Annotated in this window: 27 protein-coding genes; 14 read left to right on the top strand and 13 right to left on the bottom strand. The window is 67.9% G+C overall.

Annotated features, from left to right (window positions below):
* Positions 1-25: 25 nt before the first annotated feature.
* Both NA4_RS01175 and accD read right to left on the bottom strand, forming a co-directional pair.
* A complete protein-coding gene (locus NA4_RS01175; protein ID WP_067462440.1) occupies positions 26-1,375 on the bottom strand; it encodes an acetyl-CoA carboxylase biotin carboxylase subunit in 1,350 nt (449 codons plus the stop codon).
* Positions 1,376-1,386: 11 nt separating this feature from the next.
* The gene (gene accD, locus NA4_RS01180) at positions 1,387-3,075 is read right to left on the bottom strand and encodes an acetyl-CoA carboxylase, carboxyltransferase subunit beta (RefSeq protein ID WP_067462443.1); all 1,689 of its coding nucleotides are present in this window, start codon (positions 3,073-3,075) and stop codon (positions 1,387-1,389) included.
* A 201-nt stretch (positions 3,076-3,276) separates the two neighbouring features.
* Here accD and NA4_RS01185 point away from each other — a divergent pair, with 201 nt between their 5' ends.
* The 8 genes from NA4_RS01185 (at position 3,277) to NA4_RS01220 (ending at position 12,020) form a co-directional block, all read left to right on the top strand.
* Entirely contained in the window at positions 3,277-4,545 is a 1,269-nt protein-coding gene (locus tag NA4_RS01185) for a beta-ketoacyl-[acyl-carrier-protein] synthase family protein (RefSeq protein ID WP_067462446.1), read from the top strand.
* On the top strand, positions 4,542-5,780 hold the full coding sequence (locus NA4_RS01190; protein ID WP_067462449.1) for a ketosynthase chain-length factor: 1,239 nt from the start codon (positions 4,542-4,544) through the stop codon (positions 5,778-5,780). Before NA4_RS01185 ends, NA4_RS01190 begins: the two co-directional genes overlap by 4 nt.
* The gene (locus tag NA4_RS01195) at positions 5,777-6,031 is read left to right on the top strand and encodes an acyl carrier protein (protein ID WP_218022224.1); all 255 of its coding nucleotides are present in this window, start codon (positions 5,777-5,779) and stop codon (positions 6,029-6,031) included. The genes NA4_RS01190 and NA4_RS01195 overlap by 4 nt, the downstream gene beginning before the upstream one ends.
* Positions 6,028-6,960 (top strand): aromatase/cyclase, encoded by a 933-nt coding sequence (locus tag NA4_RS01200; RefSeq protein ID WP_067462455.1) that lies wholly within the window; start codon positions 6,028-6,030, stop codon positions 6,958-6,960. Before NA4_RS01195 ends, NA4_RS01200 begins: the two co-directional genes overlap by 4 nt.
* Positions 6,957-7,883 (top strand): MBL fold metallo-hydrolase, encoded by a 927-nt coding sequence (locus NA4_RS01205; RefSeq protein WP_067462545.1) that lies wholly within the window; start codon positions 6,957-6,959, stop codon positions 7,881-7,883. The genes NA4_RS01200 and NA4_RS01205 overlap by 4 nt, the downstream gene beginning before the upstream one ends.
* A complete protein-coding gene (locus NA4_RS01210; protein ID WP_067462458.1) occupies positions 7,871-9,124 on the top strand; it encodes an FAD-dependent oxidoreductase in 1,254 nt (417 codons plus the stop codon). Before NA4_RS01205 ends, NA4_RS01210 begins: the two co-directional genes overlap by 13 nt.
* A 2-nt stretch (positions 9,125-9,126) precedes the next feature.
* Entirely contained in the window at positions 9,127-9,888 is a 762-nt protein-coding gene (locus tag NA4_RS01215) for an alpha/beta fold hydrolase (protein ID WP_067462461.1), read from the top strand.
* 233 nt (positions 9,889-10,121) lie between these two features.
* Positions 10,122-12,020, top strand: coding sequence for a flavin-containing monooxygenase (locus NA4_RS01220; RefSeq protein ID WP_067462547.1), 1,899 nt, complete (start codon positions 10,122-10,124; stop codon positions 12,018-12,020).
* Between the two features lie 137 nt (positions 12,021-12,157).
* Here the strand turns inward: NA4_RS01220 and NA4_RS01225 are convergent, their stop codons facing one another.
* The 3 genes from NA4_RS01225 to NA4_RS01235 form a co-directional block, all read right to left on the bottom strand.
* Positions 12,158-13,576: a cytochrome P450 gene (locus NA4_RS01225; protein WP_084496692.1), complete on the bottom strand. Its 1,419-nt coding sequence runs from the start codon at positions 13,574-13,576 to the stop codon at positions 12,158-12,160.
* On the bottom strand, positions 13,573-14,748 hold the full coding sequence (locus tag NA4_RS01230) for an MAB_1171c family putative transporter (protein ID WP_307188563.1): 1,176 nt from the start codon (positions 14,746-14,748) through the stop codon (positions 13,573-13,575). Before NA4_RS01230 ends, NA4_RS01225 begins: the two co-directional genes overlap by 4 nt.
* 219 nt (positions 14,749-14,967) lie before the next feature.
* Complete coding sequence (locus tag NA4_RS01235; RefSeq protein ID WP_067462467.1) at positions 14,968-15,333, bottom strand: winged helix-turn-helix transcriptional regulator; 366 nt, start codon at positions 15,331-15,333, stop codon at positions 14,968-14,970.
* 94 nt (positions 15,334-15,427) lie between these two features.
* Between NA4_RS01235 and NA4_RS01240 the strand changes: the two genes are divergently transcribed.
* Positions 15,428-15,922 carry a luciferase domain-containing protein gene (locus NA4_RS01240; RefSeq protein WP_067462470.1) on the top strand — a complete coding sequence of 165 codons (495 nt, stop codon included), beginning with the start codon at positions 15,428-15,430 and terminating at the stop codon, positions 15,920-15,922.
* A gap of 29 nt (positions 15,923-15,951) precedes the next feature.
* Complete coding sequence (locus NA4_RS01245) at positions 15,952-16,341, top strand: lipocalin-like domain-containing protein (RefSeq protein ID WP_084496693.1); 390 nt, start codon at positions 15,952-15,954, stop codon at positions 16,339-16,341.
* Between the two features lie 8 nt (positions 16,342-16,349).
* Here the strand turns inward: NA4_RS01245 and NA4_RS42030 are convergent, their stop codons facing one another.
* Positions 16,350-16,844, bottom strand: a complete 495-nt coding sequence (locus tag NA4_RS42030) for an acetyl-CoA carboxylase biotin carboxyl carrier protein (protein ID WP_067462472.1) — start codon at positions 16,842-16,844, stop codon at positions 16,350-16,352.
* Positions 16,845-16,862: 18 nt separating this feature from the next.
* Positions 16,863-17,645, bottom strand: a complete 783-nt coding sequence (locus NA4_RS01255) for an SDR family NAD(P)-dependent oxidoreductase (RefSeq protein ID WP_067462556.1) — start codon at positions 17,643-17,645, stop codon at positions 16,863-16,865.
* A gap of 174 nt (positions 17,646-17,819) precedes the next feature.
* Here NA4_RS01255 and NA4_RS01260 point away from each other — a divergent pair, with 174 nt between their 5' ends.
* Together NA4_RS01260 and NA4_RS01265 are read left to right on the top strand one after the other, a co-directional pair.
* Complete coding sequence (locus NA4_RS01260; RefSeq protein WP_067462475.1) at positions 17,820-18,239, top strand: nuclear transport factor 2 family protein; 420 nt, start codon at positions 17,820-17,822, stop codon at positions 18,237-18,239.
* A 43-nt stretch (positions 18,240-18,282) separates the two neighbouring features.
* Positions 18,283-18,891 carry a malonic semialdehyde reductase gene (locus NA4_RS01265; RefSeq protein WP_084496694.1) on the top strand — a complete coding sequence of 203 codons (609 nt, stop codon included), beginning with the start codon at positions 18,283-18,285 and terminating at the stop codon, positions 18,889-18,891.
* Between the two features lie 106 nt (positions 18,892-18,997).
* On the opposite strand, the gene NA4_RS01270 is transcribed toward NA4_RS01265, so the two are convergent.
* Positions 18,998-19,405 (bottom strand): DUF6463 family protein, encoded by a 408-nt coding sequence (locus tag NA4_RS01270; protein WP_067462481.1) that lies wholly within the window; start codon positions 19,403-19,405, stop codon positions 18,998-19,000.
* A 65-nt stretch (positions 19,406-19,470) separates the two neighbouring features.
* Between NA4_RS01270 and NA4_RS01275 the strand changes: the two genes are divergently transcribed.
* Complete coding sequence (locus NA4_RS01275) at positions 19,471-20,070, top strand: TetR/AcrR family transcriptional regulator (RefSeq protein ID WP_067462484.1); 600 nt, start codon at positions 19,471-19,473, stop codon at positions 20,068-20,070.
* Between the two features lie 37 nt (positions 20,071-20,107).
* Here the strand turns inward: NA4_RS01275 and NA4_RS01280 are convergent, their stop codons facing one another.
* The 5 genes from NA4_RS01280 to NA4_RS01295 all read right to left on the bottom strand — a co-directional run bounded on the left by NA4_RS01280 (position 20,108) and on the right by NA4_RS01295 (position 23,938).
* On the bottom strand, positions 20,108-20,908 hold the full coding sequence (locus NA4_RS01280; RefSeq protein WP_067462487.1) for a PIG-L deacetylase family protein: 801 nt from the start codon (positions 20,906-20,908) through the stop codon (positions 20,108-20,110).
* A 28-nt stretch (positions 20,909-20,936) separates the two neighbouring features.
* Positions 20,937-21,341: a hypothetical protein gene (locus NA4_RS01285; RefSeq protein WP_067462490.1), complete on the bottom strand. Its 405-nt coding sequence runs from the start codon at positions 21,339-21,341 to the stop codon at positions 20,937-20,939.
* A gap of 354 nt (positions 21,342-21,695) precedes the next feature.
* Entirely contained in the window at positions 21,696-22,196 is a 501-nt protein-coding gene (locus NA4_RS43460) for an FAD-binding domain-containing protein (protein ID WP_307188561.1), read from the bottom strand.
* Positions 22,132-23,022, bottom strand: a complete 891-nt coding sequence (locus NA4_RS01290) for a deoxyribodipyrimidine photo-lyase (protein WP_307188562.1) — start codon at positions 23,020-23,022, stop codon at positions 22,132-22,134. The genes NA4_RS43460 and NA4_RS01290 overlap by 65 nt, the downstream gene beginning before the upstream one ends.
* 355 nt (positions 23,023-23,377) lie before the next feature.
* Positions 23,378-23,938, bottom strand: coding sequence for a lipocalin family protein (locus tag NA4_RS01295; RefSeq protein ID WP_245671026.1), 561 nt, complete (start codon positions 23,936-23,938; stop codon positions 23,378-23,380).
* A 281-nt stretch (positions 23,939-24,219) separates the two neighbouring features.
* Here NA4_RS01295 and NA4_RS01300 point away from each other — a divergent pair.
* A partial coding sequence (locus NA4_RS01300) for a MerR family transcriptional regulator (RefSeq protein WP_157128731.1) occupies positions 24,220-24,440 on the top strand: 221 nt, incomplete at its 3' end.

Below are 24,440 nucleotides of genomic sequence, written 5' to 3' on the forward strand. Positions count from 1 at the left end.
GAGCCCGGGTCGACGCCGCCCCGCCTCACCGGCGCCCGAGCAACTCGTCCACCAGCGCGGTGGTGTGCGTCGCCGCGCGCATCGCCGGATGGTCGAGCACCTCACGCAGAAAGTCCCTCGTCGTCGCCACGCGGGCGCCGGAGATCCGGAACTCTTCCAGCGCCCGCCGCATCCGCGCGAGCGCCCGGTCGCGGTCCGGCGCCCAGACCACCAGCTTGGCAAGCAGCGAATCGTAATGCGGCGGTATCGAATAACCGGCGTGTGCGTGCGTGTCGACGCGGACGAAAGGTCCGCCGGGCGGAGTGAATTCGGCCAGCACGCCAGGAGCTGGCGCGAATTCGGAGGAAGGGTCTTCGGCATTTATCCGGCATTCGATTGCCGCGCCGCGCAGAACAATATCCTCCTGGGCGATGCCGAGCGGTTGCCCGGACGCGATACGGATCTGTTCGGCGATCAGATCGATGCCCGTCACCATTTCGGTGACCGGATGTTCGACCTGAATTCGGCAGTTTACTTCCATAAAATAGTAATTGCCGCCCCGGTCGACCAGAAATTCCACGGTTCCGGCACCGACATAGCCCGCCTCCAGAACACCGTCGACCGCGGATTTGCCCATCCGCTCGGCAAGGCCGTCCGGCAGCAGCGGCGCCGGGGATTCCTCGATCAATTTCTGATGCCTGCGCTGCACCGAGCAGTCCCGCTCGCCGAGGTGCACGCCGTTGCCGTGGCCGTCGCACAGCACCTGGATCTCGACATGCCTGGCCGCCGCGAGGTACTTCTCCAAGTACACCCGGCTGTCGCCGAACAGCATCCGCGCGGTCGACCTGGTCTCCTGGTAGGCCCGCGGGAACGCGGCGCTGTCGTACACCACTTGCATGCCCCGGCCGCCGCCGCCCGCGGCGGCCTTGATGATCACCGGGTAGCCGATCGAGTCCGCCAGCGCGTGCGCCTCGTCGAGTTCGAGCGGGTCGAGGCTGCCGGGCAGCAGCGGCAGGCCCGCCTTCGCCATCAGCGTGCGTGCGGACTGCTTGTCACCGAGTTCGGCCATCACATCAGCGGGCGGACCGATCAGCGTGATACCCGCCGCACGGCAAGCATCGGCGAAATCCGGCGACTCGGAAAGGAATCCGTACCCGGGATGAATCGCGTCGGCCCCGGTGAGCTCGGCGGCGGCCAGCACGGCCGCGGCGTTCAGGTAACTGCGCTTGGCGACAGACGGACCGATCTGCACCGACTCGTCGGCGAAGTGCACCACCGCCGAGTCGGCGTCGGCGACCGAGTGCACCGCGACGGTGCGCACACCCAATTCCCGGCAGGTGCGCGCCACACGCAACGCGATCTCGCCGCGATTGGCGATCAGAATCTTCTCGAACATGATCCTGCCCCCTACGCCACCGACCGGACCAAAACCTGCGGCCGCGCACCGAACCGGCGGAATCGGGCGCGCCGCTCGTCGGCCAGCTCCGCACCGCTGCGCCCGACCAGCTCGCCGAGCGTCGCGGCCACTGCGCGGTGCAGCTGCTCGGCCGCGGCCACGGGTGCGGCACCGACGTCGTCGCCCGGCTCCGGCAACACCCCGTCGACCACACCGAGCCGCAGCAGATCCCGTGCGGTCAGCGCGAGCGCGGCGGCTGCCTTCGGCGCCGCGGCCGGGTCGTTCCAGACGATCGCCGCGCAGCCCTCGGGGCTGATCACCGAATACGTCCCGTTCGCGAACATCAGCACCCGGTTGGCGACGCCGAGCGCCAGCGCTCCCCCGCTGCCGCCCTCGCCGATGACCACGCTGATCACCGGCACCCGCAGCGCGGACATCAGCCGGATGTTCTCCGCGATGACGATCGCCTGCCCCTGCTCCTCGGCGGTCGCGCCGGGATAGGCGCCGGGCGTGTCGATCAGGGTGACGACGGGCAGCCCCAGTTTCTCGGCGAACCGCATGAGTCGCGCGGCCTTGCGGTATCCCGCGGGTGTCGGCATGCCGAAGTTACGTTCCATCAGCTCTTTCGGCTCGTGGCCCTTCTGGTGCCCGATGACGATCACCGGTTGCGCACCGAGCCAGGCCGTTCCTCCGACCACCGCCGCGCAGTCGCCCGAGATCCGGTCGCCGCGCAGCTCACGGAACTCGTCGAAGGCCAGCGCGAAGTACTCCAGCGCGGTCGGCCGCTGCGGGGTGCGCGCACGGCGTACCTGCGTCCAGGGATCGTTCTCCGCGAGGCGGTCCGGATCGGTGACGACGCCCGCGTCCGCGGAAACGAAGCTTTCGGTCGGATCCACCGGTGCCGCGATCCGCAGCAGCCCGCCGAGCACTTGGCGCAGGCCCGCGCGCGGCACGATCATGTCGATGAGCCCACGTTCCAACAGGAATTCGGCGGTCTGGAACTTCGGCGGCAGCTCTTGGCGAATGGTCTGCTCGATCACCCGCCGCCCGGCGAATCCCAGGCGCGCGCCCGGCTCGGCGATGAGCACGTCGGTGAGGGTGGCGAAGGACGCCGCCACGCCGCCGTAGGTGGGGTCGGCGATCAGGGTGACGGTCAGGATGCCCGCCCGGTCCAGCTGTTCCAGCGCCGCGCTGGTCTTGGCCATCTGCATCAGCGACAGCGGGCCCTCCTGCATCCGCGCGCCGCCCGATGCCGTGACGATCAGCAGCGGAATACGCTCTGCCAGAGCGGTTTCCGCGGCGCCGGTGATCATCTCGCCGACCGCGGTGCCGAGGCTGCCGCCGAGGAAGCGGAAATCCATCGCGGCGATCACCACCGGCTGACCTTCGATCGCCGCCCGCGCACACAGAACTGCGTCGTGCATGCCGGTGCGGGCGCGCGCGGCGTCCAGCCGATCCCGGTAGGGCTTGGTGTCGGTGAAGCTCAGCGGGTCGTCGTCGGTGGCGGCGTCGGGCAGGGGCTCGAACCGGCCCTCGTCGGCGAGCTGGACGATGCGCTGCTCGGCGGTGATCGGGGTGTGCCTGCCGCATTCGCCGCAGACGCCGAGGTCGCGGGCGAATCGCTTGCCGTACAGCGGGATCAGGCATGCCGGGCAGAGCACCCAGTCCGCGGCGCCGTCGGTGCCGTGTGCTGACTTCATCACGCGTGTCTCCTGTGCTCGGGGAACGGGTGATCGGTCCGGACGGCGCCGGCCGGGCGATCACAGCGACAGCATGCGCGCTCCCGCTAGAGAACAACTCGACTCCTCGGCTCGAGCGAGGTTCGAGGACCGGCCCCGATGCTTGGTCGCACGATCGAAGGGAGATAACGCCATGAACACCCACGCATCCGGTGGTGCGCGATGAACCGCCGCGTTGTCGTCACCGGACTCGGCGTCCGCGCGCCCGGTGGGTCGGGCAAGGACGAGTTCTGGAAACTGCTGTCCGAAGGCCGCACCGCGACCCGCCGGATTTCGTTCTTCGACGCCGCACCGTACCGGTCCCAGGTCGCGGGCGAAGCGGATTTCGACCCGGTGCAGGAGGGATTGTCGCCCAGGGAGATCCGGCGCATGGACCGTGCGGTGCAGTTCGCCGTGGTCTGCGCGCGGGAGGCGGTGGCCGACAGCGGACTCGACCTGGCGACGGTCGCTCCGTACCGGCTCGGCGTGAGCCTCGGCAGTGCGGTCGCCGCGGCCACCAGCCTGGAGCGCGAATATTTGGTGCTGTCGGACTCCGGGAAGAACTGGCTGGTCGACGAGTCGTATCTCTCGCCGCACATGTTCGACTACATGGTGCCCAGCGTGATGCCTGCGGAAGTGGCCTGGAGTGTGGCGGCGGAGGGGCCCGTGGCGATGGTGTCCAACGGCTGCACGTCGGGACTGGACTCGGTCGGCCACGCGGTGCAACTGATCCGCGAAGGCTCCGCCGACGTCATGCTGGCGGGCGCGTCGGACACTCCGATCACCCCGATCGTGGTGGCCTGCTTCGACGCGATCAAGGCGACCACGCCGCGCAATGACGAGGCGGAGGTGGCCTCGCGGCCGTTCGACAACTCGCGCAACGGTTTCGTGCTCGCCGAGGGCGCCGCGATGTTCGTACTCGAGGAATACGAGAGCGCACGCAAGCGCGGAGCGCACATCTACGCCGAAATCACCGGGTATGCGACCAGGTGCAACGCCTATCACATGACCGGGCTGAAGGCCGACGGCCGCGAGATGGCCGAGGCGATCCGAGTGGCGCTGGACGAATCCAGGATCGACCCGACCGGTGTGGACTACATCAACGCGCACGGCTCCGGCACCAGGCAGAACGACCGGCACGAAACCGCGGCGGTGAAGCGCAGTCTCGGTGCGCACGCCTACGCCACGCCGATGAGCTCGATCAAGTCGATGGTCGGGCACTCGCTCGGCGCGATCGGCTCGGTCGAGATCGCGGCTTCGCTGCTGGCGCTGGAGCACCAGGTGGTGCCGCCGACGGCCAACCTGCACGAGCCCGACCCGGAATGCGATCTGGACTACGTGCCCCTGGTCGCCCGCGACCACCGGATGGACACGGTGCTCACCGTGGGCAGCGGGTTCGGCGGGTTCCAGAGCGCGATGGTGCTGCGCAAGGCGGAGGCGGTGGCGGCATGATCCTCGTGACCGGAATGGGGGTGCTCGCGCCGAACGGCATGGGCGTGGAGCGCTTCTGGGATGCCGTGCTGTCCGGGCGCGGCGGGATCGCGCCGCTCACCCGGTTCGACACCAGCCGCTCGGCGGCGCGGCTGGCCGGGCAGGTGGCCGATTTCGACGCGGCCGAGCATCTGCCGAGCCGGCTGCTGCCGCAGACCGATGTCTCGACCCGGATGGCGTTGGTCGCCGCGCAGTGGGCGCTGGACGACGCGAAGGTCGACACCGCGGCGATGACCGACTACGACATGGGCGTGGTGACCGGAAACGCCTCCGGCGGTTTCGAATTCACCCACCGCGAGTTCAACAAGCTGTGGTCGCTCGGCTCCGAGCACGTCAGCGTATACGAGTCGTTCGCCTGGTTCTACGCGGTCAACACCGGCCAGATCTCGATCCGCCACGGCATGCGCGGACCGAGCAGCGCGCTGGTCGCCGAGCAGGCGGGCGGGCTGGACGCGATCGGTCACGCCCGGCGCACCGTGCGGCGCGGCACGCCGCTGGTGGTCACCGGCGGTGTCGATTCGGCGCTGGACCCGTGGGGCTGGGCTTCGCATCTGGCCAGCGGTTCGGTCAGCGCCGCCACCGAACCCGAGCGCGCGTACCTGCCGTTCGACGTCGGCGCCGCCGGGTACGTGCCCGGCGAGGGCGGCGCGATGCTGGTCGTCGAGGACGCCACCGCCGCGCGGGCCCGCGGCGTGCCCAAGGTGCACGGCGAAATCGCTGGCTACGCTTCGACTTTCGACCCACCACCCGGCTCGGACCGGCCGTCGGGTCTGCGCCGGGCGGCCGAACTCGCGCTGACCGATGCCGGGATGACACCCGGCGACATCGACGTGGTGTTCGCCGACGCCGCCGGCATCCCGGAACGCGACCGCGACGAGGCCGCGGCCATCGAGGCGATCTTCGGGCCCCGCGGCGTTCCTGTCACCGCGACCAAACCCCTGACCGGCAGATTGTTCTCCGGCGCAGGCCCGCTGGACATCGTGACCGCGCTGCTGTCGGTGCGCGATTCGGTCATTCCGCCGACCGCGTACACCACCACGCTCGCCGAGGACTACCGGATCGACCTGGTTCTCGGCGCCCCGCGCGCCGCCACCGTCGGCGGTGCGCTCGTCCTCGCCCGCGGGCGCTGGGGTTTCAACTCCGCGGTCGTCGTGCGTGCCGTGTCCGATCGAGTACTTCCCGGGAGCGAATCATGACCATGACCATCACCGAACTACGCCGGATCCTCGTGGAATGCGCCGGCGGCGAGGATCTCGCCGAACTCGGCGGCGACATCGCCGCAGTGGAATTCGAGGAACTGGGCTACGACTCGCTCGCGCTCATCGAGACCGCGGCGCGGATCCAGCGCGACTTCGGCGTGACGATCCCGGAAGAGCAGCTCGTCGAGGTCAAGACGCCGCAAGAGCTGGTCGACATCGTGAACGCCCAACTGCAAGGTGTGGCATGACAACCGTGATGACCCACACGAAGGTGGTGCAGGCCGCGCCGGAGGTGGTCTACGACCTGGTCGCCGACGTGACCCGCTGGCCGGTGATCTTCGCGCCGAGCGTGCTGGTGCGCCACCTGCACCGCGGCCAGGACGAGGAGCGGTTCCGGCTGTGGGCCACAGTGAACGGCGTGGTGCGGAACTGGACCTCGCGGCGCGTGCTGGACGCCGGGCAGCGCCGCATCGTCTTCGAGCAGGAGCGCAGCCAGGCGCCGATCGCGTCCATGGGCGGCGGCTGGTCGTTCCGCGAGGTCGGTACCGGCGCGACGAAAGTCACCCTGGATCACCACTTCACCGTGGTGGACGGCGCCGACCCCGAGCAGGTCGCCGCGGCGGTGGACCGCAACAGCGAGACCGAACTCGCGGCGCTGGCCCGCATCGCGGAGCTGGGACACCCGGTCGAGGATGTCGTCCACACCTTCGAAGACACGGTGACGCTGCAATGCTCGGCCGCCGAGGTGTACGACTTCGTCTATCACAGCGAGCGGTGGCCCGAGCACGTCCCGCACGTCAGCCGGATCGAGCTCACCGAGGACGACGACGGCGTGCAGCTGATGGAGATGGACACGGTGACCGCGGGAGGCATCCCGCATACCACCAAGTCGGTGCGGGTGTGCGTCCCCGGTGAGCGGATCGACTACAAGCAGCTGCTGCCACCAGCGATGCTCTTCGGGCACAGCGGCGCGTGGGAATTCGCGGAGGGCCCGGGCGGCGCGATGGTCACCGCACGGCACACCGTCGCGATCAATCCCGACGCCGCACGCGAGATTCTCGGCGCTGAAACGGATCTCGCCGACGCCCGTGCCTATTTGACCGAAGCATTGTCCACCAACAGCCGCAATACGCTGCTGTGCGCGGTGCGCTACGCCGAAACGAAGTCGCCGACATGACGGCCACCGAAACGTCCGCGGTGCCCACCGTCACCGAGATCGCCGACGGCGTCTACGCCTACACCCACAGCCGCGGCGGCTGGTGTGTGAGCAACGCCGGTGTGCTGGTCGGCCCGGCTGGCGCGGTGGTGATCGACACGCTGGCGACCGAGGGACGCACCCGCGCCCTGGTCGAGTTCGTCGACGGGCTCGGCGCAGGCCCGGCCCGCACGATCGTGAACACCCACCACCACGGTGACCACAATTTCGGCAACCACCTGTTCGGGCCGGCCGCCGTCGTGATCGGCCACGACCGGATCCGGCCCGAGATGATCGAAACCGGTCTGGCGCTGACGAAGCTGTGGCCGGGCGTGGACTGGGGCGACGTCCGAGTCACGTTGCCGGGCATCACCTTCGGCGACCAGCTGACCCTGCACGTGGGCGAACGGCGGGTCGAGCTCATCCATCTCGGTCCCGCCGCGCACACCAGCAATGACGTGGCGGCCTGGCTGCCCGAGGAGCGCGTGCTGTTCGCCGGGGACCTGGTGATGTCGGGCGCGGCGCCGTTCTGCCTGATGGGATCGGTCAGCGGGTCCATCGCCGCGGTGCGGCGGCTGGTCGCGCTCGGCGCCGAGACGGTCGTCGCCGGGCACGGTCCGGTGACCGGCCCGGAGATCTTCGACCAGACATTGCGATATCTGCGGTGGGTGCAGGATCTGGCGGCGGAGGGACGCACGCTGGGTTTGCCGCCGCTGGCCATCGCGCTGGAGGCCGACCACGGCGAGTTCGCCGAGCTGGTCGACCAGGAGCGGCTGGTCGGCAACCTGTACCGGGCGGACGCCGAACTGTCCGGCGGCCCGCTCGGCGAACCGCTGGACGTGCTGACCATCTTCGACGAGATGGTGCTCTACAACGGCGGGCAGGTGCCGGCATGCCTGGCGTGAGCACCGAGTCGGTGCGGGTCTGCGTGATCGGCGGCGGACCCGCCGGACTGATGACCGGGCTGCTGCTTGCCCGTTCCGGCGTGGATGTGCTCGTGCTGGAGAAGCATCCGGACTTCCTGCGCGATTTCCGGGGCGACACGGTGCACACCTCGACGCTGCTCGCGATGGACGAACTCGGCTTGGCCGAGGAGTTCCTCGCGCTGCCGCACGTCGAGCTGCCACAGCTGCCGATGGCGACGGCGACCGGTCCGGTGGTGTTCGCCGACTTCAGCACGCTGCCAGGGCGTTTCCCGTTCGTGGCCTTCATGCCGCAGTGGGACGTCTTGAACTTCCTGGCCGATGCGGGCCGCCGCTACCCCGGGTTCCGGTTGGTGCAGCAGGCGGAGGTCACGGAGCTGATCCAGCACGACGGTGTGGTGGTCGGGGCACGGGCCCGAACTCCCGAGAGAGCGCTGGAGATCACCGCCGATCTGGTGATCGCCGCCGACGGACGCCATTCGATCGTGCGCCGATCGGGGCTGCTCGAGGTCGCCGCCAGCGCCGCCCCGATGGACGTGCTGTGGTTCCGGGTGACCAAGCCCGAGGGTGAGCGCCTGCCCACGGTCCGCAGTGGAAAAGGGTTCTTCATCGTCTGTATCGACCGTGGGGACTATCTCCAGGTCGCGTACATGATCCCGAAGGGCGGCTTCGCGACCATCCGGGACGCGGGGCTGTCGCGGTTCCGTGCGGATCTCGCCGCCATCTATCCCGTGCTCGCGCCGCATTTGGACGCCGAAATCCTGGACTGGGACGACGTGAAGCCGCTCGACGTCCGGGTGGATCGGCTGCGCCGCTGGTACCGGCCGGGGCTGGTCGCGATCGGGGACGCGGCGCACGCGATGTCTCCAGCGGGCGGCGTCGGGATCAATCTCGCGGTGCAGGACGCCATCGCGGCAGCCCGGCTGCTCGCACCGATCCTCACCACCGGCGCGACACCGGCTACGGCCGCGCTGCGCACCATTCAGCGGCGTCGCGAATTCCCCATGCGGGTGGTGCAATTCGCGCAACTGCGCCTGCTGTCGGACCTCTATCCCAGCGCCGGACGTCCCGGCACCGACAAACCGCTGCTCGTCCGTCTGCTCCGGCGCTTCCCCCGCCTGCCCCGCCTGGTGGCCCGGGTGATCGGACTCGGCATCCGCCCCGAGCCCGTCCCTCCCGCGACCGGAACCGTCACGGCCCTCACGAACTCCAGGGAGAACTGATCGTGTCGACCTACCTGCTCATCCACGGCGCCTTCCACGGAGGTTGGGTCTGGCAGCGGGTCACCCCGCTGCTCGAGGACGCCGGGCACCGCGTCCTCGCCCCCTCGCTCGTCGGTCTCGGCGACCGCGCCCATCTGCTCACGGCCGACGTCGGCCTCGACACCCAGGTCCGCGACCTGATCGACCTGGTCACCGCCGAGGACCTGACCGACATCGTCCTGGTCGGCCACAGCTACGCCGCCATCGTCGTCACCGCGCTGGCCGACGCCGTACCGGACCGCATCGCCGAACTCGTCTACATCGACACCTTCGTCCCCCGCGACGGCGAAGCGGTGGCCGACATCATGCCCGGCATGGTCGAGGCCTTCGTCGCCGCGGCCGCCACCCACGGCGACGGCTGGCGAGTGCCGCCCCAGACCGAACCCATGGATGACGGCGGACTGTACGGCGTCACCGAGGAACCCGACCTCAGCTGGCTGGCCTCGCTGCAGACGCCGCAATCGCTGAAGACTTTCCAACAGCCGATGAAACTGACGAATCCCCTGGCGCTCGAGTCCATTCCGGTGTCCCACGTCTACTGCAGCGAAGGCGGCGAGGCCTTCAAGGCCATGCGCACCGCCATGCCCCGCACCCTGCCACCCACCGACCTACCGCCCGACCGGCTCCTGGTCCTGCCGACCGGCCACGACTGCATGATCACCATGCCACGCGAATCGGCCGCACATCTCCTCGCCCTGGCGCCTCGTCCAGCAGCCGCACCATAGCCTCGGTTCGGCGGACAGTGCGCAACACTCGATGCGGGTCGATCTCCTCCGGGGGAGATCGGCCCGCATTCGTCATGTCCAACCCGGTAAGGACTCGTTGTAGGCGGTGCGCGGCCGGTACCTCGCCAGCTTCTCCAGTCTCGCCGGCCGTCGATGCTGTAGCCGGTCTCGAGCGGAGTCGAGCACGCTCGAGACCGACACTGCAACCGAGGAACGCTGGGTGGGATGTGACCATGCTCGAGCCGATCGATGTCGATGATGAAACGCTACGCGCGTATGTGGCCGACGCGCAGATACCCGCGCTGCTCATGACCGTCGCGCACCTCACCGGCGACTATTCCTTGCTGCGCGCGGAGTATCGGCCGGCCATGTCGTCCCAGCCGCGAGGTGGCCTCCCCGAGGTTGTGGAAGCCGATGTGCGAGAACAGGCGTCGCAGGCGTTGGTCCGGCTTCGTGAGGGCGATATCGAGGTGCCGCCCGCGCCGGAACCGGACCGACTGCGGCGTATTACCAGCTGGGCCCTGGGATCGGATACCGAGGAACTGGTGCCGCTGCTGGCCGAGCAGATCCTGCTCGCCGGCGCCGACCCGAAAGCGCCGACGTGGACGAAGGCGCGGTTGGCCCCGGGCCGGGAGTTCCGGGTGGCGATCATCGGCGCCGGGCTGAGCGGGCTGCTCGCCGGCTACCGGCTCGCCCAGGCCGGTGTGCCGTTCACGATCTACGAGAAGAACTCCGGCCTCGGCGGAACATGGTTCGCCAACACCTACCCGGGCTGCCGCGTCGACGTCCCCAGCCATCTCTACAGCTACTCGTTCGCCCCGAGACTCGATTGGCCGCACCACTACTGCACCCAGGACATGGTGCTCGACTACCTCCGCGACTTCGCTCACCAGAACGGACTGGTCGAACACATTCGGTTCGGTGTCGAGGTCACCGCGATGACGTGGGAGGAGAAGTCGTCGTCGTGGCGGCTCACCCTGCGCACCGCGACGGGGGCCGCTGGCGCGGTGTATGACAGTGTGGTCAGCGCGGTCGGTCAGCTGAGCCGACCACGCCTGCCCGCCATCGAAGGTCGCGACGATTTCGCCGGACCCGCGTTCCACACCGCCGAATGGGACCACTCGGTCGATCTCGCAGGCAAGCGCGTCGCGGTCATCGGAACCGGTGCCAGCGGCTTCCAGATCGTTCCCGAGATCGCCGAGACAGCGGCCGAAGTCCTGGTCTTCCAGCGGAACCCGCCCTGGCTGCGACCGACTCCGCAGCTGCGCCAACCCATATCGGCAAGTGCGCAATGGCTGTTTCGGCATGTGCCGTACTACGCGCAGTGGTACCGCTTCTGGCTCTCCACACCGGGCCTGCGCGGCCTGCTGGACAGCTGGACTGTCGACCCCGCATACCCGCCGACCGAACGAGCGGTATCGGCGGCAAATGAGCGGTTGCGCTCACTGCTGCTGGCCGCAATGGAGACCCAGCTGGCGGACGCACCTGAGATTCGCGAGCATGTGGTGCCGCAGTATCCCGTCGGCGCCAAGCGCCCGCTGTGCGACGACGGTCGATGGGTGGCCACGCTCAAGCGGAACGATGTGCGGCTGGTGACCGAGCCGATCGAGCGGATCACGCCGCGCGGCGTTCTCACGGGAAACCACGAGTCCGAAGTGGACGTGATCGTGTATGCGACCGGGTTCGAGGCGTCGCGTTTCCTGGCCCCGATGTCGGTCACCGGCCGCCGAGGTCTGGACCTGCACGCGATGTGGGACGGCGCGCCACGCGCGTATCTGGGCATGACCATCCCCGGCTTCCCGAACCTGTTCTGCCTCTACGGCCCCAACACCAATATTGTCGGGCAGGGCGGCAGCATCATCTATTTCTCCGAGTGCGCGGTCGGCTACCTCCTCGACGCCGTGCGCCTGCTCCTGGCCACCGGGCAGCGTGCGCTGGACGTCCGCAAAGACGTGTACGACGACTTCGGCGCGTGGGTCGACCGCGGCAACGAGAACCGCGCGTGGGGCTTCTCGACAAGATCCGGCTGGTACAACGAGGGTGGTCGCTCAGCGACGAACTGGCCCTACTCGGCCGACGAGTACTGGCGGAGAACCCAGCACGTCGACCCCGCCGACTACGACATCTCCTAGTACGGATTTCGTTGCGGTCGGTCCGATGCCGACGTACCCGGCCGCTTCCGCCTGCCTCCCGGGACCCGCGCCGATAGCGGAACGTCGCGCCCTCCTCGGCGTGCAGGCTGACTTCTCCGTCGCGGCGGTACTTGCTGTCACGGATGGCGGGAGTGCAGGCGCAGGCGCAGTCCCGCTGGTTTGAGGGTGAGGGTTTCCTGGACGTCGAGTCGATAGCCCGGGTCGGGATCCAGGTCGAACTCGTGCAGGATGGCGGCCAGCGTCACCATGATCTCGTGTTGGGCGAACTGTCGCCCGATGCACGCACGAGGGCCGGTGCCGAATGGCTTGTAGATGCGGGAAGGGAGATCCCGAAGGTTCTCGGGCAGGAACCGATCGGGATTGAACTCGTCCGCGTCCGGCCCCCAAGCCGGATCCCGATGCGCGGCGAGCAGCAGCACCAGTACCCAGTCCTTCTTCTTGAAACGGTACCTGCCGTGACCGAGCGTCGTGTCTTGCCGGGCGCGGCGGAAGTAGCCGGGACCGGTTGGCCACAGACGTAGCGTCTCATCCACAACCCGCCGTAGCCGGCGGAGTTTCGCTACATCGTCGAACTCGATGTCCGGATATCCTTTGGCGGGCCAACGCTCGTCGAGCTCGGCGCGGACACCGTCAGCGATGTCCGGTCGGATGGACAAATAGTGCAAGGCGAAAGAGATGATGTTCGCCGATGTCTCGCTGCCCGCGACCAAGAACGTCAGAATCTGGTTCCGGATATTCGGGGTATCGAGTGTTTCACCAGCCACCGAGTCACCGGCGTCGAGCATCAGATCGAGTATGTCGCGGTGTTCGGCACCGGATTGGCTTCGGCGGGCTTCGATGATGCCGTCGACGACCGTGTGCGCATGTGCTACGTCGGTCCGATGCTGATGTTCCCGACCTCTGCGGAAGATCAGCTCGAACCACGGAAGGACATCGGTTCGCCGGTTCGCGTAGGTCAGTTCACGAACCATCGCCTCGACGAACGGATTTCCGCTCGGATCGGACATCGAACGGAACGAATGTGAGAACCCGGCGCGAGAGATGATCTCGAAAGTCAGCCGGTTCGCGTGCGCGGGAATGTCGATCCACGTGCCCGACGGTAACGCCGACCAGGAATCGGTCAACTCGCGCACCGTGCTCGCGATCGTGTCGTGGTAGTTGGCCATCGCAGTCCGCGTGAACGCGGGCATGAGGATGTTGTGTGCCTTCTCCCAATTCGCCTCCCGATTGAACGCGGTGAACAGACCGTCCCCTGCAAGAGGCCGAAGCTTCATCAACGAGTGGCCGATGTGCTTCTCCCACAGCGACTCATTGTTCACATCCTCCACCGCCTCGGTACCGGTCACGATGACCGCGGGAAAGCCGAAGAGCTTCTGTTCGAAGACTGGGCCCAGTTCCCGCGCCTGCTCGGCCAACCGCTGGCATGGCTTGGCGAAGTCGGTGGTCAAGACGTCACCGAGCAGGGGCAATCGGAAACGCGGATGCGGCAACGCCGCGGGTTCAGCCCCGACCGTGCTTGACGACACCTCGATCATGTTTTCTCCCCCGCTCGTCGGGTTGATTCGGTGATTGCGCGGTTCTGCCGAGTTGCGGCGAACCTCTCTGCCGCTCGCCACCACTTGGCCAGTGCGAGAAGTTCGGCCACCTCGTCGTCCAGGGTTGCAGACGACGAGGGTGCCCGCCACCGGACCGCCTCGTTGGCTGGGGACGCGTTATCCATCCTGGCACGCGCCGCATCAGCCAACTGCAGAGCAAACCTTGCCATATCCCGCTCGTGATCTGGAACATGCTGGCCGGCAACAAATCGCGCGAACTCGATCGACTCCACATCGCGGCAGTAAGGACGGAGTTGGAGGATGGCATCACGAATTTCCACGGTGGCGCGATGAAGTTGCAGCTTCGTGCCTCGCCCTGCCGCCGCTCCGGCATCCAGCGGGAGCCGGCTGTCCGGGAACATCGAAACCATCGCGCGCCACAGGGGCTGCAGTCGTCGCAGTCGTCGACCGGCGTAGTCACAGCCGAGATACTCGATGACCGCTTTCACCAGAGGCGCGGCAGACACCAGCGATATCGTTGTCGCAATCCAAAAAAAGTTCCGTGAATGTGTTCGGAGCCGAAACTCGACCGAGTCGACGACGCGGAGTTCCTGAAGTATGGCGAGTACGAGCGCGATCATTGTCGAGACCCCGATGGCCGCTCCTGCCGCCGCTATTCCGGCGAGAATCAACTTCTCGGTATCGGACACGCGTTGTTGCCGGAGTTCCAGATAGCATCTGCGCAGCATCTGGAACGCCAAATACAGTGGTAGCACCGAGAACCCAACCCACGCGAGCACCTCGTCCCATCCCCCGGAGATCTCCAGCAGCTGTTCATCGCGCCGCGCCCGGGTTCCGGCCACCAGAATCACGGATGCGAGAAACCCCGCGACGAAGTACCAAAGAAATTGGCGCCGCCGAACCTTCGCCGGATCTCTGCCGGAAAGAAGATCGACCACGCACAGGAAGGGCGCGATCGAAACAACGATCGTGCACAGTGATAGCTGTTGGACCATCGTCACGGTCAGCGGCGAACTCTCGGCGATGAGAGACTCTACTGCTTGCTCCCGCAGCGACTGGGTCAACAAGATGATCGTGAGTGTGGCGTTGAGGTACCGCTCGGCGGACGTACTGTTGAACCATCGCCATCGAGCCAGGACGACGAGAACCATCACACCGATGAGCGGACTCGGTTCCATCGAAGCTCAGCGAGCCCGCCGTGTGCAGGCCGGACCGAACCCCGGTACGAAACCAAAAGGACACAGCAGCAAGGGTTTCCAATAGCGCGCCAGCCAGTCAGAACATGCGCGCCGGGCGATTGTGCGCCGCCTGGAACGGGATGCGGCCATGATCCGCGGATACACGCGGCTGTTCCAACTGGCGACCGCGGCTCAGATCACACTGTCGGCCGCGTCATAGGCGGCGCGTGCCGCGAGAACCTCGCCGAGGTGCTCGCTGGACCATTCCACGATGCTGCTGAACACCGGGGTCAGTGTTTGGGCCAGCGGCGTCGCCGCGTACTCCACCCGTGGCGGGACCTCGGCGTGGTAGGTCCGCGACACCAATCCGTCGCGTTCGAGTTGACGTAGGCGCTGGGTGAGGACCTTGGGGGTGAGGCCGGGGATGCGCTGCTGGAGTTCGGTGAAACGGAGGCGGCCGTGGTGGGTGAGGACCCAGAGGACCTGGGTGGACCAGCGGCCGAAGACCAGATCGATGACCGGCGTGATCGGGCAGGGGTCGGTTTCGGGCACGGTCATGCGTCCTCCCGGTTAGTCGCTTTCCGCTTGGTAACTACTATACTTTGGAAAGTACTGTGGCTCCAGGGACGCGAAACCCGAAGGGAGCACAGTCATGACGACGACAGCAGTGGACGGGCGACTCGATCTGCCGCGCCGCTCCGGCGACCGGCCGCGGACCCGCGAGCACAACCCGCACCAGCAGCTCAGTCAGATCGCCCCGCCGGTTCTGCAAGAGGAGCTGTGGGCTCGGATGGCCACCCTGGACGACGTCCTGCTCGGCCGCAGCGGCATTGCCATGCCCGATACCCGCGCCTTGCACCTGCGGCCTGCCGTCGCCAAGGGTCCCGGCGCGGCCTATCTGGCGGGCACCGAATTCGCCCACCTGCACGGACGCGGTGATGGCAGTTTGCACATGTGCCTGCCGAAAGATGTGGTGACGCAGACCGTTCAGCAGGGCTGGGCGGAGTTGCACCCGATGGCCGTACAGGGATTCCTGCCCGCGACGCTGGTGATGGTCTACGGACCGCGTGATCACGAGGAGCTGGAGGTCATCTGGCGGCTGGTGCGGATCAGCCACCGCTTCGCCCGCGGCTCGGCTACAGCGTGATTAGAGCGGCGGCCGCCATCGTTGGGTCCATGAACGCGACCGATCTCGTCGGGACATGGGAATTGGTGTCCTACTACGACATCGACGAAAACGATGCGACCAGCCAGGGGCCACTGGGAGACGCGCCACGCGGCCTGTTGATCTACGGCGCGCACGGCTACATGTCGGTGAGCATGATGCGCACGGACGGCGCCGCGGGCGCGACGCCGTTCATGGGTTACGCGGGCACGTGGCGGCGATCCGGCACGGAGGTGGTGCACGCGATCAGCGTGTGCTCCAACCCGGCGTGGGCGGACACCGAGCAGGTGCGCCAGATGTCGCTGACCGGAGACGTGCTCACCTTGATCGGCTCCGCACAGGTCGGCGGGCGGACCCAACGCCGGGTGCTCACCTGGCGACGCAGCCGCCCGCCCGCCTGAACTGCCTGTCATTCCGGAGAATACGAGAACAAGGGCTCGTCGAATTGCACTGGTTCGTTGTCTTCCTTGAGTATCCCGGTGATTACGCCGCCGGTCTGGGCGGTCACCGGGATCATCAGTTTCATCGCCTCCACGATCGCGATCTGCTGTCCGGCCTGCACCCGGTCGCCGACCTCGACGAAGGGGTCCGCGCCCGGCTCGGGGCAGCGATAGAACACGCCGACACTGGGTGCACGCACCATCGCACCGTTCACCGGACTCTCCGGCGGCGCAACGGATTCCACCGGAACATCGGTGACCGGCACCGGAGTGGACGGCGGCGCGGCGGCCTGCCACTCCGCCTCCACGGTCACCTCCCCGACCTGGAAGCGCAGCGCGCTCGGCTGCCGCGGGAAGCCCGCGAGCAGGTGCAGCGCGCCCGTCTGTATGGCGTCCAGGACCCGGAGATAATCGTCGTGCCCGGTAGCGCGGGCGCCGGCGGCGTTCTCGTCGACTGCGGTCATTGCCGTGCCTCCTTCCGATCAGTAATTGCCCAGTCCGCCACAGACATTCAGTGCCTGTGCCGTCACCGCGCCCGCCCCAGGGCCGATCAGGTAGTCGACCATCGCCGCCACCTCGAACGGCTGCACGTAACGACCGATGGGCACCCGGGCGCTGACCCTGGCGTGCACCTCGTCGGTGTCGACACCCCACAGGCCGGAATACACCTCGCGCACCCGTTCGGCCATGGGTGTCTCCACGAATCCGGGGCACACCGCGTTCACGGTGATCCCGGTCTTGGCCAGCTCGAGGCCCAGCGCCTTGGTGAAACCGACCACGCCGTGCTTGGACGCCGAGTACGGGGCGCCGTGCACCACGCCCTGCTTGCCGCCGGTGGAGGCGATGTTGATGATGCGGCCGCCGCCGCGCTCCAGCATTCCGCCCGCGTTCAGCACCGCCTTCGTCATCAGGAACACGCTGTTGAGATTGGTGTTGATCACGTCGAACCACAGTTCGTCGGTCACCTGCGCGGTGACGCCGCCGCCGCTGCGGCCGGCGTTGTTGATCAGGATGTCGATCGGGCCGTAGCGTCGCACGCCCGCGTCGACGTACTCGCGGACCTGCGCGGCGTCGGCCACGTCACAGACGGTGCCGTCCACTTCGTGGCCCTCGTCTTGCAGGCTCTTCACCGTGTCGGTCACCCGCTGCTCGTCGCGAGCGCAAAGGAACACCGCAATGCCCTGGGCCGCCAGGCTTTTGGTGATCTCCAGGCCCATTCCGCTGGTCGCTCCGGTGACCAGCGCGACGCGCCGATTTTCCGCCATGACTCCTCCATCGGTCGATCTTCCGAACTCGCCGGGCTTCTCGACCACCAGCGTCGTCGCGAGTCCTATAGATCCGGTCAACCGACGGTCGCCTGCTGGGGCTCGACCGAGGCTCTAGCGGCGTCATCCACCGTGGCGTGCAGCCGCGCCCCGCCGCAACCTTAGGGAGCAACCATGACCACTGTCGCGAGCCGCACCGAGTTGTACGCCGAGGTCCAGCAGTTCTACGCCGAGCAGATGCAGCGGCTGGACAACCGCGACATCCCCGGCTACGCCGAGACCTTCACCGAGGACGCGGAATTCGAGCACTCGCCGGGGATTGCGCCGGCCCGGACCAGGGCGGGCATCATCGCGGACCTGGTCGAGTTCCACAAGCGCTTCGAGACCGACCCGATGCAGCGCAGACACTGGTTCAACATGATCAACCTGCAACCCCAGGACGACGGGACCATCGTGTCCACCGCCTACTGCCTGGTGGTGAAGATCCGCCCGAACAGCAAGCCCGAGATCGCACCGAGCTGCGTCGTGCACGACGTGCTCGTCCGCGTCGACGGGGCGCTGCTGACGCGCTCGCGGCGCGTCGTCCATGACTGACCCGTAACCCACCGTCCCCGAACACATTTCGAGGAGAAATCACGTGAACTCCGTTCAGCCAGCCTTGCTCACGCTCGCCGCAGAGGCGCAGGATCTGCTCTTCCGGGAGGCCCGCACGGCGAATACCTTCACCGAAGAGCCGGTCACCGACGAGCAGATCCGGGCGATCTACGAATTGGTGAAATACGGGCCGACGTCGATGAACCAGCAACCGCTGCGGATCGTGCTCGTGCGCAGCCAGGAGGCGCGGGACCGGCTGGTCACCCACATGATCGACAACAACAAGCCGAAGACGGCCGCGGCGCCGCTCTCGGCGATTCTTGCCGCCGACCTGAATTTCCACGAGAACTTGCCCAAGCTGTTCCCGCACGCGCCGGAGGCCAAGGACTACTTCGCCGATACGGACTACCGGACCGAGTCGGCGCGGTTCAATGCCCTGATCCAGATCGGCTACTTCATCCTGGGCATCCGCGCGGCGGGGCTGGCGGCGGGCCCGATGAACGGCTTCGACGGCGCGGGGCTGGACAAGGACTTCTTCCCGGAGGGCGAGCACACCGGTCTCGTCGTGGTCAATATCGGCAAGCCGGGCGCGAACGCCTGGTTCCCGCGCTCGCCACGCTTGGATTATGACGAGGTGGTCAGCACGATCTAGCCGGTCGGGAGGGCCGCGCGCCCGGTCCGAGTCGTCGATGCCCGCGAGCACAACTCACGGGCATCGTCGTCCCCGGATTACCCGGCGGAAACCGTCGCGGATCGGCTTACACGCCGCTGAGCTGGGGTGTTGATTCGGTGACGCGTGCGCGCCGAGCGCCGAGTGCCAGCAGCCCGACCGCGATCCAGGCGAGCACCCAGGGGGCGGGCTCGAGGATCACGCCGGCGACCACGGACCAGATGCCCAGCGTCCAGGCGATGAACGACGGCGGCTTGATGCCCCGGCGATCCAGCCACAGGACGACCATGCCGAGCACCATCAGCGGCACGCCGAAGCTCCCCGTGGTCAGCCAGAACGAACCCATGGCCGAACTCATCTCGGTGATTCCCTCTTCCGGTCGCCACAGCTCCGCGCTGAACCACGGGTCCCCGTGCTCCGCAGCGGTCAATACATAACTGCCCAGTGTGTGCCCGAATCCGAGCAACACGAGAAGGCCGCCTGCCCACTTGATCATGTGAAGTCCACCCATTCATTACGGAACCGTCAGTTTCGATACTGATAGTTCCGTATAGTAGAAGGGTGCCGAAACCTAGACAAGGCGTGGGTCGCCCCCGCAACAGTGAGGTGGATCTCGCCATCGTTCAGGCCACCCGAGAGCTGCTGGCCGAGCGCGGCTACGCCGGACTCACCGTCGACGCGGTGGCGGCACGAGCCGGAATCGGCAAGGCCGCGATCTATCGCCGGTACGCGACCAAGCAGGAAATGATCTTCTCCGTCGTGGTGCACGACATGCGGGAACAACCGCCAGCCGACGCAGGCTCCCTGCGTGCCGATCTGGCCGCGGTAACCCGCGTCATCGCAGCACAACTCGGCCACGCCCCGACCGACGTCCTCGCCGGTCTACTCGCCGACATCTACGCCGACGACGCGCTGGCCACCCGCTTCGCCGAGACCTTCCTCGAACGCGAACGACTCGTGCTGACCGAGGTGCTCGACCGCGCGGTCACCCGCGGCGAACTGACCACCCGCCCCGACCCCACCACCGTGCAGGCACTCCTACTCGGCCCGATCTTCGCCTGGCTGCTGATCCTGGACGGCGACCGCGACAAACTCCCCACCCTCACCCACACAGTCGCCGAAGCGACAGCAGGCACCCTGCTGTCCGGGAACTACGACTAGATCGACCAGGCGCGGGAACGGCCAACCATGGGCGGTTTCAACGGCGGGCGGGCTGGAAGATGTCGTCCAGTGGTGCGTTGGAAGGTGGGGCTGCGCCTTCCTCGGCGAACCATTCCCAGTGGATCACGCGAGCGAGGATCGGGGTTGGCAGGTGTAGGAGCGCGTTTGCGATGGTGGCGAAGCCGCTGGAGCCCTCGATGATCGAGCGGTGGGCGGCGAGCGCAGTTTTGCGTTGGGCGGCAAAGGGACCGACGTCGATGCGGTGGGTGATTTGCGAGCGCGGGCTGTACAAGGTGGCGAGGGTGGCCGGGTCGTAGCGCAGCGGAATACGCAGTCGTCCGAGTAAACGCACCAGGCGCGTGTAGCTTTCGCGCGGAAAGGTGGCGTCGAGGACGCGCGACACCCCGGCCAGTTCGGCCGCGCGTTTGCCGACCTCGTGCACGCGAACGTGATCGCGGTGTCCGTAGCCGCCATTTCGGTCGTAGCTGAGCAGAATGTCGGGATTCTCCTCGCGCAGGATCGCGGCCAATCGCTCGGCCGCCTCGTCGGGATCCGCTCGCGCAAACCGCACCCGATCGGGCGGGTCCGCGTACAGCACCGGGCCGTGTCCGCTGTCCGCATAACCGAGGTGCGCCACCCTGGCCACGCCCAGCGCCGCCGCACTGTCCGCCAACTCGCCCAGCCGCACGGCTTTCCGGCCGGCCAGATCGGCCATATGACCGTCGGTGGCCACCACGATCACCGTCCGGTGCCCGGCGGCGGCCAGCTTGGCCAGGGTCCCTCCGGTAAGCAGCGTCTCGTCGTCGGGGTGCGCGTGGAACGCCACAACGGTCGCCATCGCCCCAGTGTGCCAGGGGCGTGCACGACTACGCCTCGCACCGCAGGTCCCTGGCCAGCTTGGTGGCGCCGACGAGCATGTAGCCGCCGGTCAACGCGACCATGGCGATCGCGGCCGGGCGCGGGACGTCGGCACGGGCCAGGCGCACGCTCCCATGGGTGGTGTCGAGAATGTCCACCATCAGGGCGAGACGCTGCCAGCGCGGCAACTCTTCCCGCGGCGCGGTCAGGTAGCCGAGACCGAGCGCGACCGCCCTGGCACCGAATATTCGCGTCATGTAATCGAGTTCAGGTGTGGGCAGTACGCCCAGCGCCCTGGTCAGTGCTCGCGGCGCGACGAGGGCGGCCGCGCCGAGTACGACACGACCGAGAGCGAGGCCGCGCAGCGCACCGGCCAGCGGGGAGCGGGACTGCCGGATGATGTTCGTCGCCATGCCCCGAGCCTGGCCGAAATCATCGATCAGGTCGATTACCTGCGAGGTAATCGACCTGCACGGCGCCAGGGCGACCCTGGTCCGCTCGCCGCGGTGCGGTCACCAGAGGAGCAGAATCAGTGCTTTCTGCAACGTGTCCAGAATGCGTCCAAGAGTGATGGCGATTTCGACGGTGCCCATGGCGAGCCCCTTTCCTCGGGATGGCGAATCCTCGACACATCAATTCAAGCTCGGCCGAACGGGATTCGGAAGCGCGGCGGGTTCCGATTCGATACGCAAAGTGACACGGGTGTCCTGCGTAGTGAGAACAGCGACCCGGACGTCGAGTCGAGCGGTGAATCCAACCCGGCGACATCACATTCCGACGACATCGATGATCGGAGCCGGATAGTCCGCCGGATCGACCTGTTCGCGCCACGGCCGGTGCACGCGAGCGCCGGGCAGGTGAGCCAGCTCGGGAATCCAGCGCCGCGCGTACGCACCCTCCGCGTCGTAGCGCTCGGCCTGGCGCAGCGGGTTGAGCACCCGATTCGGCCTGGTGTCCGTTCCGGTGCCCGCGACCCACTGCCAGTTGAGCTGGTTGTTCGCCAGGTCGCCGTCCACCAGCCAGCGCATGAAGTGCTCCGCGCCGACGCGCCAGTCCACGCGCAGCGACTTGGTCAGGAAACTGGCGGCGATCAGCCGGGCCCGGCCCGGCATCCAGCCCTCGGCACGCAGTTGTCGCATCCCGGCGTCCACGATCGGGTACCCCGTGCGCCCGTCCCGCCAGGCGTCCACGGCCTGCGGATCATCAGACCAGCGGATCGAGCGGTCGCGGTAGTCCGACCACGCCGCAGCCGGGCGGGCGGCCAGCAAACTGGTGGTGAAAGTCGCGCCAGGCCAGCTGCCGGGCGAACGCGAGCCCGCCGTCGGTCGACATGTTCACCCGGTGGACGAGCTCCACCGGGGACACGCAGCCGAAGTGCAGATACGGCGACAGCCGCGAGGTGGCGTCGGCGCCGAGGTCGTCGCTCAGGCGCGCGTAGTCCTCGATCGGCCCGGACAACCATTCGCGCACGAGCTTTCGTCCCGCCGATTCGCCGCCGACGGCCAGCCGCGGCGAGGCAGGGCCCGCGCACAGGTCACCCGCGTCCGGCAACGACAGGCTCGCCACCCGCGGCAGCCTGAGTTCGCGTGGCTTGCCGAGCGGCTTCCGCCGGTGCGTTATGGACCAGCGCCGGAAGTACGGGGTGAAGACGGCGAAATGGTCGCGTCCGGTGGCGGGCATGAGCGCCTCCCGATCGGTGCTGGTGATACTCGCGGTGTGGGTGTGCAGCAGACAGTTCCGTCGGGCAAGACGCTCGCGCAGCGCGCGTTCCCTCCGCTGGCTGTAACCGCTGACATCCGCGGCGATGTGCACGCTCCGCGCGTGCACCTGGCCTGCCACCCGGTCGACCTCCCCGACCACGTCGCCACGGCGCAGCACCAGCCTGCCACCGATGGCTCGCAGTTCGGCATCCAACTCGGCGAGCGCCACGGTCAGGAACCTGGCCCGGTTCGGCGCGGCGAAGCGACCGGAGAGGATCGCATCGTCGAGAACGAACAGCGGCACGACCGCGGTGCCTTCCCGATGCGCGGCCGTCAGCACAGGGTTGTCACGGACCCGCAAGTCGCGGGTGAACAGCGCGATCGTGACGGTCATAATCGGAGGCAATCCGCTTCCGCAGCAGGGTGATTCATCATTCGTGCGGCTCGTGGGAGCGCGCTTCGCCGGTTTGGACGCCACTCGTGCTCATGCCGGAGCGGCGAGGAGGCAGCGATTGGCCGCGACCCGCCGCAGGCAAATCGGCGCACGTCCGGATAGACCAATGCTCCGCTGACGCAGCGAGGCGATGGCGGTGCCTCTGCCGACGAACAGCATCGAGCGCCCGGATGCCATGGCGTCCGGTGTCGGGGTCGAGCGCGCTCGGGACCCGTGCAAGTAGCGCCGACGCGGCCATCGGGCGGCTCGGCCATACTGTCGGCGGCTCGGCCCTCGCGAGCGCAGAGCAATCGGATCACCGCAGGCACAGCGGGACGATGCGCGATTCGCCACCTGTCGTCGGCGAGGTCAGGTACAGGCACGGATTCTGCCCCGCCGCCGTGATAGCCGCGAGCACCTCCCCCCAGGCTCGCTCCTCCAGTGCGGCGGCGCGGGCCAGGACGAACCCGGATATCCGGCTCGGGTCGGTGACCAGCGCCCAGGAATAGTCCGGGCCGAGCGCGGTGACGATGTAGTTGGTCGGCCCTTCCTGGCGGTCCTGGGTCGGCACGCCGGGGAAGCTGACGTGCAACTGCGCGCCGGTCTCCCGGTCGTTGACCACGGCCGTGCCGTTGATCTCGTTGAGCGTGTTCGCCCAGGTGATGCAGGAGTTCCGCACCGCGATACCGCCCTGCGGGTCGAGCGAGTAGTTCGCTTGCGTGTCCCGCGCGCAGACCAGGTTGAAATACTGCGGGATGGCGGCGAGCTGACGCCACGTACCCAGGTATCGCTCCAGTTCCAGCCGCTGCACCGGCGCGGGCCCGGTGACCTGGGCCCGCGCCGGTGCAGCGCCGATCCCGCCCGCTGCCAGAGTCACGGTGGCCACTATTCCCACGCACAGGCGGGCGGACGAGTTCACTATCCGACTGTGGATCATGTCCACTCCTCCGAAATCGGCGGCTATCCCTTCAGAGTATAACGATGCATAATTGATGCAATCTGGATTTCAGCGCCCAGAGGTCATCGCGGTCACGATCGGCAGGGATGCCATGCGCGCAGCGATCTCACCGCCCCGACGGAAGCGATGCCATGCCCCAGCCCAGCGCCGAGCGCCGCCCAGGTGAGGCAGATCCCCTCGACGACGGGAACAATGGGGCGATGCCCGCCGGCTCCGCCCCCGTGTCCGATGCGGCCGGATACACGGTGCGCGCGGTCGCCGAACGCCTCGGCATTCCGACCGCGACGCTCCGCAGCTGGAACCGCCGCTACGACATCGGGCCGCCGCAAGACCGTCCAGGTCGCCACCGCCTGTACACCGAAGCCGATATCGCCGTGCTCGAGCGGATGCTCGCCCTGATCCGCGCGGGCGCGAGCCCGGC

The sequence above is a fragment of the Nocardia amamiensis NBRC 102102 genome, from assembly GCF_001612745.1.
Taxonomy (GTDB): Bacteria; Actinomycetota; Actinomycetes; order Mycobacteriales; family Mycobacteriaceae; genus Nocardia; species Nocardia amamiensis.